The organism is Streptomyces sp. KPB2 (assembly GCF_003950055.1).
In the GTDB taxonomy this organism is placed as follows: domain Bacteria; phylum Actinomycetota; class Actinomycetes; order Streptomycetales; family Streptomycetaceae; genus Streptomyces; species Streptomyces salinarius.
Genome location: NZ_CP034353.1, coordinates 4,758,184 through 4,773,592 on the forward strand (window position 1 = coordinate 4,758,184; position 15,409 = coordinate 4,773,592).

Consider the following 15,409-nt stretch of genomic DNA (forward strand, 5'->3'; position numbering starts at 1 on the left):
GGACAACCGGGCGTAGCCTCCGGGAGAAACCACAGGTTCGGGCACGGTCGGAGGTGAACGGTCATGTACGCACCGGAGCGTCAGCAGGAGATCCTCCGGCTGGCCCGGGACGGCGGCCGGGTGGACGTGGTGTCGCTGGCCGAGGAGTTCCAGGTGACGGCGGAGACCATCCGCCGCGACCTCAAGGCCCTCGACCGCGCCGGTCTGCTCCGCCGGGTGCACGGCGGCGCCATCCCCGCCGGACGGCTCGACTTCGAACCGGACCTCGCCGAGCGCGAGTCCACGGCCGCCGACGAGAAGGACCGCATCGCCAAGGCGGCCCTGGCGGAACTGCCGGTCGAGGGCACGATGATCCTCGACGCGGGTTCCACGGTGGCCCGCATGGCCGCGGCGATCCCGCCGGAGACCTCGCTGACGGTGGTCACCCACAGCCTGCCCATCGCGGCCCGCCTCGCCGACCACCCCGGCATCCAGCTCCACCTCGTCGGCGGACGCGTCCGGCACCGTACGCGTGCCGCCGTGGACGCCTGGGCGCTGCGCGCATACGGCGAGATCCGCGCCGACGTGGCCGTGGTGGCGGCCAACGGGTTCTCCGTGGAGCACGGCCTGACCACCCCCGACCTCGCCGAGGCCGCCGTCAAGCGGGCCGCCCTGACCGCCGCCCGGCGTGTGGTGCTGCTCGCCGACTCCTCCAAGTACGCCCAGGAGCACTTCGCCCGCTTCGGCGCCCTGAGCGACGTGGACCTGCTCATCACCGACAACGGACTGACCCCCGAGGACGCCGGCGACATCGAGCGCGCCGGCACGGAAGTAGTACGCGCATGATCCTGACCGTCACCCCCAACCCGTCGCTGGACCGCACCTACGAGGTGCCGTCCCTCGACCGAGGCGAGGTCGTCCGCGCCACCGGCGAGCGGGTCGACCCCGGCGGCAAGGGCGTGAACGTCTCGCGCGCGGTGACCGCCGCCGGGCAGCGCACCGTCGCGGTGCTGCCGCTGGGCGGGGCGCCTGGCGCCCTCGTCGCCGACCTGCTCGACGCGCAGGGCATCGAGGTCGCGGCGGTCCCGATCACCGGGCCCACCCGGTCCAACATCGCGCTCGCCGAGGCCGACGGCGTCCTCACGAAGATCAACGCGCCGGGCCCCGAACTCTCCCCGGCGGAGACGGAACTGCTCCTGGAGACCGTACGGCGCCAGTCGCCCGGCGCGGACTGGATCGCCTGCTGCGGCAGCCTGCCCCGCGGCCTGGCCCCGTCCTGGTACGCCGACCTGGTCGCCCGCGCGCACGCCGCCGGGGTCCGGATCGCCCTGGACACCTCCGGTCCGGCCCTGCTGCGGGCGCTGCGCGAGCGGCCCGACGTGGTCAAGCCGAACGCCGAGGAACTGGCCGAGGCGGTCGGCCGTCCCCTCGCCACGGTCGGTGACGCCGTGAAGGCCGCCGAGGAACTGCGGGAGCTGGGCGCCCGGTCCGTGCTCGCCAGCCTCGGCGCCGACGGGCAGCTCCTCGTGGACGACGCGGGCACCTGGTACGGCACCGCCCGCGTGGACGCCGTACGCAGCAACGTCGGCGCCGGGGACTCCTCCCTCGCCGGGTTCCTCGTGGCCGGCGGGACCGGCCCCGGCGCCCTCGCCTCCGCCGTCGCGCACGGCGCCGCCGCCGTCCAGCTGCCCGGCAGCGTGATGCCGACGCCGCAGGATCTGGACCCGGCCGCCGTGACCGTCACGACCGAGGTACCCGTGGACCGCGTACTGGGGGAGCCGGCACCGTGACTCCCGACGTGAACCTCGCCCGGGCCGTCAGCCCCGCTCACGGCTCCCTTCCCCGGGCCGTCGGTCCCGCTCGCGGCTCCCTTCCCAGGGTCGTCGGTCCCGCTCGCGGCTCTCTTCCCCGGGCCGTCCGTCCGGCTCGCGGCTCTCTTCCCCGGGCCGTCCGTCCGGCTCGCGGCTCTCTTCCCCGGGCCGTCCGTCCGGCTCGCGGCTCTCTTCCCCGGGCCGTCCGTCCCGCTCGCGGCTCCCTTCCCAGGGTCGTCGGTCCCGCTCGCGGCCCGCTCCCCAGGGCCGTCGGTCCCGCTCACGGCCCGCTCCCCAGGGCCGTCCCAAGCCCCCACCGCTGTGCCCCCGTCCCCCTCCCCGCCCCCGCCCCTCACCCCACGTTCCGGGCGATACGCGAGCTAAGGAGCCCGCGATGAGCGACATGATCACCGCGGACCTGGTCGACCTCGACCTGTCCGCCGACACCAAGGAAGCGGCGGCGCGCGCCCTCGCGGAACGGATGGTGGCCCTGGGCCGGGTGACCGACCTGGAGGGCTTCCTCGCCGACGTGGCCGCCCGCGAGGCGCAGATGCCGACCGGCCTCGACGGCGGCATCGGCATCCCGCACTGCCGCAGCGCACACGTCACCGAGCCGACGCTCGCCTTCGGGCGCAGCGCGGCCGGCGTCGACTTCGGGGCGGCGGACGGTCCGGCCGACCTGATCTTCCTGATCGCCGCTCCGGCGGGCGCCGACGACGCCCACCTGACGATCCTCTCCTCGCTGGCCCGGCAGCTGATGAACGCCGAGTTCACCGCCGCGCTGCGCTCGGTGGGCGACGCGGCCGACGCCGCCGCGCTGATCCGCGGGGAGGAACCGGCGCCCGCCGGGGACACCCCGGAGGGCACCCCCGAGGGCACCACGGAGGAGACCGCGGACACCGGGGCGGTCTCGGCGGCGGCCTCCGCCGAGACCACCCCGGGCAGCACCGGCCGCGAATCCGGCGCACCCGAGCGCCCCTTCCGGATCGTGGCCGTCACCTCCTGCCCCACCGGCATCGCGCACACCTACATGGCGGCCGAGTCCCTGGAGAACGCGGGCCGCGAGGCGGGCGTCGACGTCGTCGTCGAGACCCAGGGGTCGGCGGGCTTCACCCGGCTCGATCCGGCGGTGATCGCGGCGGCGGACGGCGTGATCTTCGCCCACGACGTCGCCGTACGCGAGAAGGACCGCTTCGCCGGGAAGCCCACCGTCGACACCGGCGTCAAGGCGGCCATCAACCGGCCCGGCGAGCTGATCGGCGAGGTCCGCGACAAGGCGGCCCGCGGCGAGGTGACCTCCGCCTCCGCGGGTGCGACGCCCGTCGAGCGCGGTGGGGAGTCCGGCGAGGGATACGGCACCAAGCTCCGCAAGTGGCTGATGTCCGGCGTCAGTTACATGGTGCCGTTCGTCGCCGCGGGCGGCCTGCTGATCGCCCTGGGCTTCGCCATCGGCGGCTACGAGATCAACAAGGCGCCCTCCGTGATGGACCACTTCGTGTGGACCCAGGCGGACAGCTGGGGCGCGCTGCTGTTCCAGATCGGCGGCGTGGCCTTCGCCTTCCTCGTCCCGGTGCTGGCCGGCTACATCGCCTACGGCATGGCCGACCGGCCGGGCCTGGTCCCCGGCTTCGTCGGCGGCTCGATCGCGCTCACCATCAACGCCGGCTTCCTCGGCGGTCTGGCGGCCGGTCTGATCTCCGGCGGCGTGGTGCTGGCGATCCAGCGGGTACCGATACCGAAGGCGTTGCGCGGCATCATGCCGGTGGTGGTGATCCCGCTCGTCTCGGCGGCGGTCGTCGGGTTCCTGATGTTCGTCGTGATCGGCAAGCCCATCGCGTCCGCGCAGTCGGGCATGACCGACTGGCTGAACGGCCTGTCCGGCGCCAACGCGATCCTGCTCGGCGCGCTGCTCGGCCTGATGATGTGCTTCGACCTCGGCGGCCCGGTCAACAAGGTCGCCTACACCTTCGCCACCGCGGGCATCGCGGTCGCCAGCCCCAGCGACTCGGCGATGAAGATCATGGCGGCGGTCATGGCGGCCGGCATGGTCCCGCCGCTGGCGATGGCCCTGGCCACCACCGTGCGCGGCCGGCTCTTCAACGCCGCCGAGCGCGAGAACGGCAAGGCCGCCTGGGTCCTGGGCGCCTCCTTCATCTCCGAGGGCGCGATCCCGTTCGCCGCGGCCGACCCGCTGCGCGTCATCCCGGCGTCGATGGCGGGCGGTGCGGTCACCGGCGCACTGTCGATGGCCTTCGGGGCGACGCTGCGGGCCCCGCACGGCGGCATCTTCGTGGTCCCGCTGATCGGCAACCCGCTGCTCTACCTGGTCGCCATCGCGGCCGGTGTCTGTGTCAGCGCGGCGCTGGTGATCGTCCTCAAGGGCCTGCGCAAGCCGGTGCCCGGAGCGCCGGCCCAGGGACCGGACGGCGCGGACCCGTCGGCCCCGGCGCCGGGGGAGAAGCAGCCGGTGGCCGCGTAGGCAGGCCACCACGGGCCGGACGGGAGCGGGGCGCGGCTACGGGGACACCTGTGCCGCGCGCCGCTCCATCTCCCTGCGGGCCGTCTCCTCGCTGTCGTACACCTCGCACATGTGCCGCCCGTCCGGCGTGGCCGTGTGCTCGACCTCCCACAGGGAGACCTCCACGCCGTCGCGCAGCAGGAACGCGTGCTCGTAGAGCGAGAAGCCGATCCGGGCGCGGCCCGCCCGGCCGGGCCCGCCGAAGGCCTGGGTGATCTGGTGCCCGCACGCCGTCGACAGCCGCTCGGCGAGGTCGGCACCGGGACGGTCCGCGTTCTCCGCGCGGCGCAGCAGCCGGCGGGCGTGGTCCGCCGAGGCGTCCGGGACGTACGCGTGGCGCGGGGTGGGGACGGGCGACAGCTGCACCTGCGCCGGCAGCTCGAAATCCGGGGCGTCGGGCGGCAGCGCCAGCCGGGATCCGGCGGTGCGCAGCTCCTCCTCGTCGACGTAGACCTCGTGCTGCGGCTCGCTGCCCGGGGCGGTGTTGTGGACCAGCTCCCAGAGGGTGAGCGCCGAGCCGTCGGCGAGCAGCCAGGTGTGGCGGTACGTCTCGCGGTGCAGCCCCGCGCTGTGGTGCGCGGAGTGCAGTGAACCGTCGTGCGCCAGTGCGCAGTCCAGCCGCCGCAGGACCTCGTCGGGCAGCTCGAAAGAGTTCAGGGCGCGTCCGAGCAGCCGCAAGAGGTGCTCCTCCGGAGACTCGGGCGACTCGGGTGGTTCGTACGCTGCCGTCTCGTACGGAACGCTCAAGGTTTCTCCCGGCGTTGCTGCATGTCACCTTGTGGGTGCATACCGTAGCCCCTCGGTCGGACATCATGTCCGGGAACCGAGAAAACGTACGCACGAAATACGCGAGGGCCGCGCGAAAAGTTCCCGCGCGGCCCGACGAACCGTCAAAACTTCCTGCTCACAGCCCGATCAGCCGGTGCTTTGGGCGGTCCACTCGCTCCACGGCATGTTCCAGCCGTTGAGGCCGTTGTCCGGCGCGATCGTGTCGTCCGGGGAGTTCTTGACGATCACGACGTCCCCGACGAGCGAGTGGTCGTAGAACCACTTGCCCGGGGTGTCGCCCTGCGCGCCCTGCACGTCCGCCAGCCCGACACAGCCGTGGCTGGTGCCCTGGGCGCCGAAGGGCGGATTGCCGCGGCTGTACCAGTAGTTGCCGTGGATGAAGGTGCCCGACTGGCTCAGCCGCATCGCGTGGGGCACGTCCGGGATGTCGTACTCGCCGCCGAACCCGACCGTCGACCCGTTCATGCGCGTCTGCTCGGACTTCTCCGAGATCACCATCTGCCCGTTGTACGTCGGGTTCGCGGCGCTGCCCGCCGAGATCGGGATCGACTTGAGCGTCGCGCCGTCCCGCACCACCGTCATGGTCTGCGTGTCGACGTCCACCGTGGAGACCTGCGAGCGGCCCACGGTGAAGGTGACGGTCTTCTTCTGCACGCCGTAGAGGCCGTTCGCGCCCTCCACCCCGTCCAGGTCGATCTTCATCGTGACCTTGGAGCCGGCCTTCCAGTACTCCTGGGGCCGGAAGTCGAGCCGCTGCGCGCCGAACCAGTGTCCGACCACCTTCTGCCCGCTGCTGGAGGTGACCGTGATGTGCGACTGCACGCTCTCCCGGTCGGTGATCGCCTTGTCGAACGTGAACGACACCGGCATCCCCACCCCGACCGTGCTGCCACCGTCCGGGGTGTACGTGCCGACGAAGCTGTGCTCCGAGGAGACGGTCGTGAACACCGAGTCGGCCGCGGCCGTGCGGCCGTTCGCGTCCTTCGCCCGCGCCGTGATCCGGTACTTGGTGCCCCGCTCCAGCTGCTCCTTCGGCTTCCAGCTGCCGCCGTCGCCGGACACCGTGCCCGGTACGGCGGCACCCGTCTCCGCGACGGTCATCGTCACGTCGGTCAGCGTGCCGTCGCTGACCTTCACACCGGTGGAGTTGATCGAGGCGCCGGTCGACCCGTCCTTGGCCGAGATCACCAGCTCGGCGACCGAGGTGTCGGCGGCCCCCGCGCCGCCCTTGCCGTCCTTCTTGTCGTCGGCGCTGGCGCTTCCGCCGCAGGCGGTGAGGGTGAGGGCGCCGACCACCAGGGCGGCACAGGCCCCCAGTACGCGCCGCGTGGCTATGTCCGGCGTTGTCACGGGCTGCTCCAGGTTCGGGTGTTGTGCGCTGTTCGCTTCAGCCGTCTAGAGGGGCCCGGCGGCCCACGGGGTTCCCGCGGACCGCCGGGAGCGCCGACGCGTGACAAAACCCGGACAATCGCAACGCGGCCGGGTCAACCTGCCCTGGAAACCCGCCCGTACAGCTCCCCGTACGCCGGCCAGGACCCGCCCGGGCCGTCCACCGGCTCGGCGGCCCGGACCGCGCGCACGATCGCGCGGGTCACCACGTCGGCGCCCGCCGCCAGCAGCTCGTTCAGCGCGAGCGGCTGCCCGGCCTCGAGCGGGCGCTCCCCGGTGGCCAGGGCGAACACCGTGTCGCCGTCGCTGAGCAGATGCACCGGCCGTACGGCCCGCGCGATGCCGTCGTGCGCGGTGCCGGCCAGCTTCTGCGCCTGCGCCTTGGACAGGTCGGCGTCGGTGGCGACGACGGCGAGCGTGGTGTTCAGCGGGGGCGGTGCGTTCCTCGCCGCGACCTCGGCCAGGCGCCGCCGCGCGGCCTCGTGCACGTCCGGCGCCGGGTACTCCACTCGCCCGCCCCGGAACAACTCCCCGTACAGCACCCCCGTTTCCGGGTCCGTCACCGACCCCGCCGCGTTGGCCACCACCAGCGCCGCCACCGTGATCCCCGAGTCGAGCAGGGTGCTCGCGGTGCCCACCCCGCCCTTCAGCGTGCCGACCACGGCACCGGTGCCCGCCCCGACACACCCCTCGGCCACCCCGGTGCCCGGCGTACTCGCGTGGGCCGCCTCCGCGGCCGCGTAACCGGTGGCCGCGTCCGGCCTGGCCCGGAAGTCGCCCCCGCGCCCCAGGTCGAAGACGCAGGCCGCGGGCACCACCGGCACCACGTGCGCCGGGTCCGGACCGACCCGCACCCCCTGTCCCCGTTCCTCCAGCCAGGCCATCACCCCCGAGGCCGCGTCGAGCCCGTAGGCGCTGCCGCCGGTCAGCACCACCGCCTGCACCCGCTGCACCAGGTTGCGCGGATCGAGGGCGTCGGTCTCCTTGGTGCCGGGGCCGCCGCCGCGCACGTCCACACCGGCGACCGCACCGCCCTCCGGTGTGAGCACCACCGTCGTCCCCGTCAGCCACCCGTTCCCGGTACGCGTCGCATGCCCCACCCGAAGACCGGCGATATCCGTCAATGCGTCAACTGTCATGGGGCCAGTCTCGTCCCGCCACCGGCGACGGAAGAGCAGCCGCTCGCGGCGCGGTGCCAGGACCGGTGCCCCGCACGGCGGGGGAGCGGTGACTCAGGCGGCCGGTGCCGGTGCCCTCCGCTCCCGCTCGGTGCGCCGCGCGGTCAGCGTCACCCCGGCCGCCACGGCCAGCGCCAGCACGATCCCCGCCGCCAGCACCGCCTCGCCCCCCAGGAAGGTGCAGGCGAGCACCAGCAGCGCGGCCACCGGCAGCACGAGCTGCTCGGCGATGCCCACCTTGAAATACCGTGCGTGCAGGGCCCACACCGTGAGCAGGAAGACCGCCGTCGGCAGGGTCACCGCGAAGGACGCCGCGAGCGTCGAGACATGCGCCTTGCCCACGGCCTGCTCCACCGCCACCTCCAGTCCCGCCCCGATCGCCGCCGCCGAGGCGAAAACCAGGTAGTGGCCGTAGCCCCAGAGAAAGGACTGTCGGTTGGAGCGCAGATGGCTGTGGACGGGCACCACGAAGTAGATCCACCAGGCCGCGAAGACGATCAGCAGTCCACCGGCCGCGATCGGGAGGACCTCGCCCAGCGCGTCGTTCTCCTCGATGCCCGACTTCACCGCGACCGTGGCCGCCGCGACGGTCTCGCCCAGCACGATGATCGTGAGCAGCCCGTACCGCTCGGAGATGTGGTGCGGATGCCAGGACGAGGGATGCTTGCGCTCGGCGAACGCCGGCACGCACAGCTCCAGCACTACCATCACCAGGAACAGCCAGCCCCGGCCGCTCTCCGGCACGATCAGCAGCCCCAGCCAGCCGATCTGGCAGAGCAGCACGCCGGCCGCGTATCTGCGGGCCATGGTGCTCTCCGGCGGTGCCGCCGACCGGCCCGCCCTGAGCCACTGCGCCACCATGGCCATCCGCATGATCACGTAACCGATGACGACGGCCACCCAGTCGTGGTCCTCGAAGGCCCGGGAGACCCCGGCCGCCAGGACCAGCACACCGGCGATCTGGACGAGCGTGACGACCCGGTAGAGAACGTCGTCGTTGTCGTACGCGGAGGCGAACCACGTGAAGTTCATCCACGCCCACCAGATGGCGAAGAAGACCATCGCGTAGTTGAGGACACCCTCGCCGGCATGCCCCCCGGCGACGGAGTGCACCAACTGGACGCCGGCCTGGGCGATGGCGACGACGAAGCACAGGTCGAAGAGGAGCTCGAGCGGCGTGGCGGCGCGGTGCACCTCGTGCCGGTGGCGTGCCCTCAGGCGGCGCACCGGGGGGTGGTCGTCGGGGGGTGGTCCGGAGGGCGCGGTCGCGGAGGAGGGGCGGGGACTGGACATCATGGCTCCCAGCACAGCAGAGACGGCGCGGATGTGCTTGCGGACCACCCGCCCGCCGGGGTGAGCAGGCCGCGGGGGACGGCGTCCACGGCGCGAGCCGTACCCTGGAGCCATGAGTACCACCCCCGACCCCGAGCCCCGCGCGCCCAGGCCCGCGCTGGTCTTCGACGACCCGCTGGACCAGCAGACCTCGGACGACACCGACCGCGGCTGGGGAGAGCGGCCCGAGGGCGATGCCGCGGCCGACCTGAAGCGCTTCCTCGACGAGAAGCCGCCCCACCACATCTGAATCCCCCCTCACCGAAAGGAGCGGGATTCCGGGCGCCGGCCGGGCCGCGGGCCCGCGGGCTAGGTGCGGTCCTGCCCCGGAGCGCCGCGCTGGGCGAGCAGCGCGTCGCGGATTTCCTTGAGCACCTCCAGCTCGGAGACCTCGATGACCTCCTCGGCGCCCTCCTTCGCCTTGCGGCGGGCCTCCTGCCGGGCCAGGTACTTCGACATGGGCAGCACCATCAGGAAGTAGACGACGGCCGCGGTGATCAGGAACGTGAGGGTCGCGCCCAGCACGTGGCCCCACAGGATCCGCACGCCCGTCGCGCTGTCGCCGGTCCCGGTGCACGGGCCCTTCAGACAGGAGCTGTAACTGTCCAGGCTCTGTGTGCCGAACGCCCCGACCAGAGGGTTGATGACCCCCTCCACCACCGAGTTGACGATCTTGGTGAAGGCGGCGCCGATGACGACCGCCACCGCCAGGTCGATGACGTTGCCGCGCATCAGGAAGGCCTTGAAGCCCTGCCAGACGCTCGGCTCCTTCTTGTCGCTCACGGTCGGAGCACTCCTCGCTTGAACAGGTGCAGGAACCAAACGTTCCGAAACCTACGGCAGCGTTGGGCCATCCTGTCCAATCCGTTCCCTCGAACGAGGTACTTGACGGGCTCAGCACAGGGTCACCGCCAACCGTGCCGTGGTAGCGGCGCCGACCAGTCGGTGTGCCGTCGCGCGCGGCACCGAGACCACCACCAGCGCCCCGCCCGCCGCCGGATCCTCCACGGGCTCGGGCACCTCGGCCACCCGCACACCGCGGGCGAGTACGGAGGCGTCGCCGGCCCCGCCGTCCCCGGTCGCGACGACGTCGACGCGATCGCCCGGCCTCAGCAGCCGCACCGTGGCCGCGTCGGCGATCCGCACCGGCGCCGCCACGAGCCGGGTGCGCTGCCGCTCGCCCGTCGGCCCGGCCGCCGGGTGCCCGCGTGCCCCCCGCGTCTCCTGCCCGTCGGTCCCGTGCCCGTCGGTCCCGGGAAGCGGACCCGCCGCCACCAGTGCTGCCGCGGTGACGGCGAGCCCGACGGAGAGGGCACGTCGTCGGTGACGCACGAGCCGGTGCAGCCGATGACGCCCGCCGCGCACCCGCACCGGGGCGAAGTGCGGCACCTCACACGTGGGCGGCGCGTCGGCGCCGGCCGGGAGCGGCGAGGGGTACGAGTCGGCGAAGGAAGGCGGGGGAGGCGAAGACGGCAGGGGAGAAGAGGCGAGGGAGGCTGACGACAGGGAGGGGGAGGGTCCGGAGGCTGAGGGCCGGGAGGGCGAGGACAGGGAGGGACGGAACACGGTGACCACCACCTGTGACGAGGGACCGGCTTGCGCTCCCACGATGAGGCTTTTCACCGAGCCCTGCCGACGCCCGTGGACCGCCGGCCGGTTGTGGAAAACTCTCTCACCGGAACGAGTTGTTCCAGTACTTCGCCCCCGGCCGCACCCCCTACGGCAGCGCGATCCCCGGGTCCATTCCGCCCAGCGCCGCCCCGCACGGACAGTCCCGTTCCCCGGTCGCCGGCAGCGCGGCCACCGCGTCGAACAGGACGCCCCGCAGCCGGTCCACGTTGGCCGCGAACACCCGCAGCACCTCCTCGTGCGAGACGCCCTCGCCGCTCTCCGCACCGGCGTCGAGGTCGGTCACCAGGGTCAGTGAGGTGTAGCAGAGCTCCAGTTCACGGGCGAGTGCCGCCTCGGGGTGGCCGGTCATGCCCACCACCGACCAGCCCTGCGCCCGGTGCCACAGGGACTCCGCGCGGGTCCCGAAGCGCGGCCCCTCGACCACGACCAGGGTGCCGCCGTCCACCGGTTCCCAGTCCCGCCCCCGGGCCGCCTTCAGCGCGGCGGCGCGTCCGGTGGGGCAGTACGGGTCGGCCAGCGACACGTGCACCACGTTGGGGACGGTCCCGTCGGGCGTCGGCAGCCCGTCGAAGTAGGTCGACGGGCGGGACTGGGTGCGGTCGACGAACTGGTCCGGCACCAGCAGCGTGCCCGGCCCGTACTCGGGGCGCAGGCCGCCGACCGCACACGGGCCGAAGACCTGGCGGGCGCCCACCGAGCGCAGCGCCCACAGGTTGGCGCGGTAGTTGATCCGGTGCGGCGGCAGATGGTGGCCGCGGCCGTGCCGGGGGAGGAAGGCGACCCGCCGGCCGGCGACCTCGCCGAGGAAGAGGGAGTCGCTGGGCGGCCCGTACGGCGTGTCCACCCGGACCTCGGTCACGTCGTCGAGGAACGAGTAGAACCCGGAGCCGCCGATCACGCCGATCTCGGCCCGCGCGTTCCCCGCCGGCGCGTTCCCGGCCTGCCCGCTCGCGGTCCGCACGTTCTCGGCCTTCGCCTTGTTCGCCATGCCCGCACCCTAACCGCCGGGGGCAACGCCGAGGACCCCGTCGTCGGAGGACGACAGGGTCCCGTAAGAACCGGCCCCGCGCGGCGAGAAGCCGGAGGTGGCGGACCTAGGCGGCGGTGCTGCCCGCGGAGGAGCTGCTGCCCGAGCCCGACGACGAGCCGGAGCCCGAGGAGGACGAGCCCGAGTCCGAGGAGGACGAGGCCGAGGACGACGCCTTCGACGACGAGGCGGGCGAGCTGCTCGACGAGCTGCCGCGGCTGTCGTTGCGGTAGAAGCCGGAGCCCTTGAAGACGATGCCGACCGCGGAGAACACCTTCTTCAGGCGTCCCTGGCAGTTCGGGCACTCGGTGAGGGCGTCGTCGGTGAACTTCTGCACCGCCTCGAGGCCCTCGCCGCACTCGGTGCACTGGTACTGGTACGTCGGCACTGTCTTCCTCCTGGCACTCTCACTCGATGAGTGCTAACGACGGTCCATAGTGACGTATTCCGCGGGATCAGTCCACTGTGGCGGGCGCGCGGTGACCGACACCACGTGCGACCGTACGGCCGTGGGACCGCGTCGCCAGCCGCGAGCGCAGCGTCACCAGGACCGCCAGCGCGAGGACCGTGCCGCCCATCGGCACCAGGAACCCGGCGCCCTCCCGGAAGCGGTCCTCCAGCTGTCCGGCGACGGTCACCGCCGCCGCCTGGCCCAGCGCGACCGCGCCGGTCAGCCAGGTGAAGGCCTCGGTGCGGGCGCCCGCCGGGACCAGCCCCTCGACCAGGGTGTAGCCGGTGACGATGGCGGGCGCGATGCACATGCCGACCAGCAGGCCGAGGCCGGCCAGCACGAGCACCGAGTGCGCGGCCCACAGGCCGGACGCGGTCAGCGCGAGGGCGGTGTAGCCGACCAGGAGGCGCTGCTGCGGGGCCACCTTCCAGGCGATGGCGCCGCAGGCCAGGCCGGAGACCATGTTGCCGGCGGCGAACACGCCGTACAGGACGCCGTTCAGGCCCGGCTCGCCGATCGACTCCGTGAACGCGGCCAGCGAGACCTGCATGCCGCCGAAGACGGAACCGATGCCCAGGAAGACCACGATCAGGACCCGCACGCCGGGGATCCGCAGCGCGGAAACGTGCTCCACGCGCGCGTGCCCGCCGCCGGAGCCGTCGGCGCCACCGGCGCCACCGACAACGGGCTGAGTGCTCTTCTGCGCGGCGAACAGCAGACCGCCCACCAGGGTGAGCGCGGCCTCCGTGACCAGGCCCGCGGCGGGGTCGACGGACGTGCACAGGGCGGTCGCCAGCAGGGGGCCGAGGACGAAGGTCAGCTCGTCGGTGACCGACTCGAAGGCGGCCGCCGTGCTCATCAGGGGTGAGTCCTTGAGCTTCGCGGCCCAGCGCGCCCGCACCATCGGCCCGACCTGCGGCACCGAGGCGCCGGTCGGCACGGACGCCAGGAACAGCGCCCACAGGGGCGCGTCCGCCAGCGCGAGGAAGGTCAGGGTCAGTCCGGACGCCGCGTGCACGAGCACGCCGGGCAGCAGGACGGTGCGCTGTCCGTAGCGGTCGGCGAGCCGTCCGCTGTAGGGGGCGAACAGGGCCATGGAGACGCCGGTGACGGCCGCGACGGCGCCGGCGACGCCGTAGGAGCCGGTGGTGTGCTGCACCAGCAGCACGATGGAGAGGGTCAGCATCGCGAACGGCTGGCGTGCCGCGAAGCCGGGGAGCAGGAACGTCCAGGCGCCGCGGGTGCGCAGCAGCTGCCCGTATCCCGGGCGGGTGACCGTGGATGCCACGGCCCGTGCCTTTCTGCCGCCTGGTAGCGCGGTCCCGCCGCCTCGTGGTGGTCGTCGTGCGGGAGCGCCGAGAGCTGTCCACTTGCGCGGACTGCGGTAGATGCCGGAGCCCGCGTGGATGAGGGGGCGATCCGACCGCCATACGGTCGCGCCAGCTCTGCTTCAGACAGAGGTGGTTCGATCAGGTGCGGCCTTCATCGTACAGGGGCCGGGCGGGGTGCGGCCTGTGAAAGGGCGCACCCCTCACATGCTCACCTGCGATTGCGACGGGTGTCCCCGGCCCCGCCGGTGCCCAGCCAGCCGGCCAGCTTGCCGCCGTGGCCGACCGCGCGCAGCCGTGCCTCGGCGGCGTCGCGGACGGGGTCGGTGGCGACCACCAGGAGTTCGTCCCCGCGGCGCAGTCCCGTAGTGGGCAGCGGCACGAAGGAGGTGCCGTCGCGGACGACCAGTGTGACGGCCGACCCGGTGGGCAGCCGCAGCTCGTTGACCTCGACGCCGTGCATCTTCGAACCCTCGGGAATCGTCACCGACAGCAGGTGCCCGCGCAGCCGCTCCAGGGGTGCCGACTCGATGCCGAGGTCGGCCGCCTCGTCCCCCTTGCCCAGGCGCAGCTTGCGGGCCAGCCACGGCAGCGTCGGCCCCTGGACCAGGGTGTAGACGACGACCAGCACGAAGACGATGTTGAAGATCCGGTGACTGCCCGCGACGCCCTCCACCATGGGGATCGTCGCCAGGATGATGGGCACCGCACCGCGCAGCCCGGCCCACGACATCAGGGCCTGCTCCTGCCACGGCACCCGGAAGGGCACGAGGCACAGCACGACGCTCAGCGGCCGCGCCACCATGGTGAGCACGAGGCCGATGACCAGGGCGGGCAGGATGTCGTCGCCCAGTTCGTGCGGGGTGACCAGCAGGCCGAGCAGGACGAACATGCCGATCTGCGCGAGCCAGCCGAGCCCGTCGGCGAACCCCCGGGTGGCGGGCCAGTGCGGCAGTCGCGCGTTGCCCATGACCATGGAGGCGAGGTAGACGGCCAGGAAGCCGCTGCCGTGGGCCATGGCGCCGGCCGCGTATGCGGCGATCGCGATGGACATGACTGCGATGGGGTAGAGGCCGGAGGCGGGCAGCGCGACGTGCTTCAGCCCCCAGGACCCCAGCCAGCCCACCGCGAGTCCGATGGCCGCGCCGATGGCCAGCTCCAGGGCGATCTCGCCGATCAGCACGTACCAGTGCTCGATCGGTCCCGCCGTGGAGAAGGCGACCACGAGGATCACCACCGGGGCGTCGTTGAAGCCGGACTCGGCCTCCAGCGTGCCCGTTATCCGCTTGGGCAGCGGAATGCGGCGCAGCACGGAGAACACGGCCGCGGCGTCCGTGGAGGAGACCACGGCCCCGATGATGAGCGCCTGCCGCCACTCCAGCCCCGTCAGGTAGTGCGCGCCCGCCGCGGTCACCCCGACGCTCACCGCGACTCCGGCGAGGGCCAGCGCGGAGGCGGCCGGGAGGGCCGGTTTCGCCTCTTTCCACTTCGTGCCGAGGCCGCCCTCGGCCAGGATCACGACAAGGGCGCCGTAGCCGATGACCTGGACCAGTTCGGCGTTGTCGAACTTGATGTCGCCGATGCCGTCCTGGCCCATGGCGATGCCGATGGCCAGGTAGACGAGCAGGCTGGGGAGCCCGCTGCGCGAGGAGATCCGGACCGCCGCCACGGCGATGAGCAGGACGAGCGAGCAGACGAGCAGGAGCTGGTTGAGGTGGTGGACAGTCAGCGGCCGTTCCCTTCCCTGGCGCACAGCACGGATCACAGCGTGGGCGAACGCGCCCGCGTTGTGCGCGAGGCGCACCCCCATGGCACACGAATCCGCCGCACTGCGCGGGCAACTACTTCGTTACCTTACCTAACTCTTGACGCTTTCTTGACGCTCGGCTTGGCAAGATCGAACGCTCGTGCGCCCCTGTACCCGACTCCGCGTCAAGGCGGAGCCGGGCCTGCGCCTACAGTTGCTCCAGCGCTC

General features: G+C 73.0%; 14 protein-coding genes. 4 read left to right on the forward strand and 10 right to left on the reverse strand.

Annotated elements, in window-relative coordinates; all coding sequences use genetic code 11:
• The first annotated feature begins 63 nt into the window (after window positions 1-63).
• The 3 genes from D1J63_RS21450 (at window position 64) to D1J63_RS21460 (ending at window position 4,269) form a co-directional block, all read left to right on the forward strand.
• Entirely contained in the window at window positions 64-825 is a 762-nt protein-coding gene (locus D1J63_RS21450; protein ID WP_102929025.1) for a DeoR/GlpR family DNA-binding transcription regulator, read from the forward strand.
• Entirely contained in the window at window positions 822-1,769 is a 948-nt protein-coding gene (gene pfkB / locus D1J63_RS21455; RefSeq protein ID WP_125630890.1) for a 1-phosphofructokinase, read from the forward strand. The genes D1J63_RS21450 and pfkB overlap by 4 nt, the downstream gene beginning before the upstream one ends.
• A 415-nt stretch (window positions 1,770-2,184) precedes the next feature.
• Window positions 2,185-4,269 (forward strand): fructose-specific PTS transporter subunit EIIC, encoded by a 2,085-nt coding sequence (locus tag D1J63_RS21460; RefSeq protein WP_125630892.1) that lies wholly within the window; start codon window positions 2,185-2,187, stop codon window positions 4,267-4,269.
• A gap of 36 nt (window positions 4,270-4,305) precedes the next feature.
• On the opposite strand, the gene D1J63_RS21465 is transcribed toward D1J63_RS21460, so the two are convergent.
• From D1J63_RS21465 to D1J63_RS21480, 4 genes are all read right to left on the reverse strand, one after another.
• On the reverse strand, window positions 4,306-5,055 hold the full coding sequence (locus tag D1J63_RS21465) for a DUF6227 family protein (protein ID WP_164712913.1): 750 nt from the start codon (window positions 5,053-5,055) through the stop codon (window positions 4,306-4,308).
• Window positions 5,056-5,223: 168 nt separating this feature from the next.
• The gene (locus D1J63_RS21470; RefSeq protein WP_125630894.1) at window positions 5,224-6,447 is read right to left on the reverse strand and encodes an Ig-like domain-containing protein; all 1,224 of its coding nucleotides are present in this window, start codon (window positions 6,445-6,447) and stop codon (window positions 5,224-5,226) included.
• A gap of 134 nt (window positions 6,448-6,581) precedes the next feature.
• Entirely contained in the window at window positions 6,582-7,625 is a 1,044-nt protein-coding gene (locus D1J63_RS21475; protein ID WP_125630897.1) for a P1 family peptidase, read from the reverse strand.
• 93 nt (window positions 7,626-7,718) lie between these two features.
• Complete coding sequence (locus D1J63_RS21480) at window positions 7,719-8,957, reverse strand: low temperature requirement protein A (RefSeq protein WP_164713207.1); 1,239 nt, start codon at window positions 8,955-8,957, stop codon at window positions 7,719-7,721.
• 112 nt (window positions 8,958-9,069) lie between these two features.
• Between D1J63_RS21480 and D1J63_RS21485 the strand changes: the two genes are divergently transcribed.
• Window positions 9,070-9,246 carry a hypothetical protein gene (locus D1J63_RS21485; protein ID WP_125630899.1) on the forward strand — a complete coding sequence of 59 codons (177 nt, stop codon included), beginning with the start codon at window positions 9,070-9,072 and terminating at the stop codon, window positions 9,244-9,246.
• A gap of 59 nt (window positions 9,247-9,305) precedes the next feature.
• Here D1J63_RS21485 and mscL read toward each other — a convergent pair whose 3' ends face one another.
• The 6 genes from mscL to D1J63_RS21515 all read right to left on the reverse strand — a co-directional run bounded on the left by mscL (window position 9,306) and on the right by D1J63_RS21515 (window position 15,244).
• Window positions 9,306-9,779, reverse strand: a complete 474-nt coding sequence (gene mscL / locus D1J63_RS21490) for a large conductance mechanosensitive channel protein MscL (RefSeq protein ID WP_102929018.1) — start codon at window positions 9,777-9,779, stop codon at window positions 9,306-9,308.
• A 111-nt stretch (window positions 9,780-9,890) separates the two neighbouring features.
• A complete protein-coding gene (locus D1J63_RS21495) occupies window positions 9,891-10,385 on the reverse strand; it encodes a hypothetical protein (protein WP_125630901.1) in 495 nt (164 codons plus the stop codon).
• 328 nt (window positions 10,386-10,713) lie between these two features.
• Window positions 10,714-11,616: an S-methyl-5'-thioadenosine phosphorylase gene (locus D1J63_RS21500; protein ID WP_232250070.1), complete on the reverse strand. Its 903-nt coding sequence runs from the start codon at window positions 11,614-11,616 to the stop codon at window positions 10,714-10,716.
• A 106-nt stretch (window positions 11,617-11,722) separates the two neighbouring features.
• Window positions 11,723-12,043, reverse strand: a complete 321-nt coding sequence (locus tag D1J63_RS21505; protein ID WP_125630904.1) for an FmdB family zinc ribbon protein — start codon at window positions 12,041-12,043, stop codon at window positions 11,723-11,725.
• 67 nt (window positions 12,044-12,110) lie between these two features.
• Entirely contained in the window at window positions 12,111-13,394 is a 1,284-nt protein-coding gene (locus D1J63_RS21510) for an MFS transporter (RefSeq protein WP_125630906.1), read from the reverse strand.
• A 251-nt stretch (window positions 13,395-13,645) separates the two neighbouring features.
• Window positions 13,646-15,244: a potassium/proton antiporter gene (locus tag D1J63_RS21515; RefSeq protein ID WP_222514549.1), complete on the reverse strand. Its 1,599-nt coding sequence runs from the start codon at window positions 15,242-15,244 to the stop codon at window positions 13,646-13,648.
• Window positions 15,245-15,409 lie beyond the last annotated feature (165 nt).

Coding starts and splice junctions, on each gene's coding strand:
- D1J63_RS21500 (WP_232250070.1), bottom strand. CDS start 11,616: ATGGCGAACAAGGCGAAGGCCGAGAACGTGCGGACCGCGAGCGGGCAG.
- D1J63_RS21460 (WP_125630892.1), top strand. CDS start 2,185: ATGAGCGACATGATCACCGCGGACCTGGTCGACCTCGACCTGTCCGCC.
- D1J63_RS21480 (WP_164713207.1), bottom strand. CDS start 8,957: ATGTCCAGTCCCCGCCCCTCCTCCGCGACCGCGCCCTCCGGACCACCC.
- D1J63_RS21475 (WP_125630897.1), bottom strand. CDS start 7,625: ATGACAGTTGACGCATTGACGGATATCGCCGGTCTTCGGGTGGGGCAT.
- D1J63_RS21515 (WP_222514549.1), bottom strand. CDS start 15,244: ATGGGGGTGCGCCTCGCGCACAACGCGGGCGCGTTCGCCCACGCTGTG.
- D1J63_RS21485 (WP_125630899.1), top strand. CDS start 9,070: ATGAGTACCACCCCCGACCCCGAGCCCCGCGCGCCCAGGCCCGCGCTG.
- D1J63_RS21450 (WP_102929025.1), top strand. CDS start 64: ATGTACGCACCGGAGCGTCAGCAGGAGATCCTCCGGCTGGCCCGGGAC.
- pfkB (WP_125630890.1), top strand. CDS start 822: ATGATCCTGACCGTCACCCCCAACCCGTCGCTGGACCGCACCTACGAG.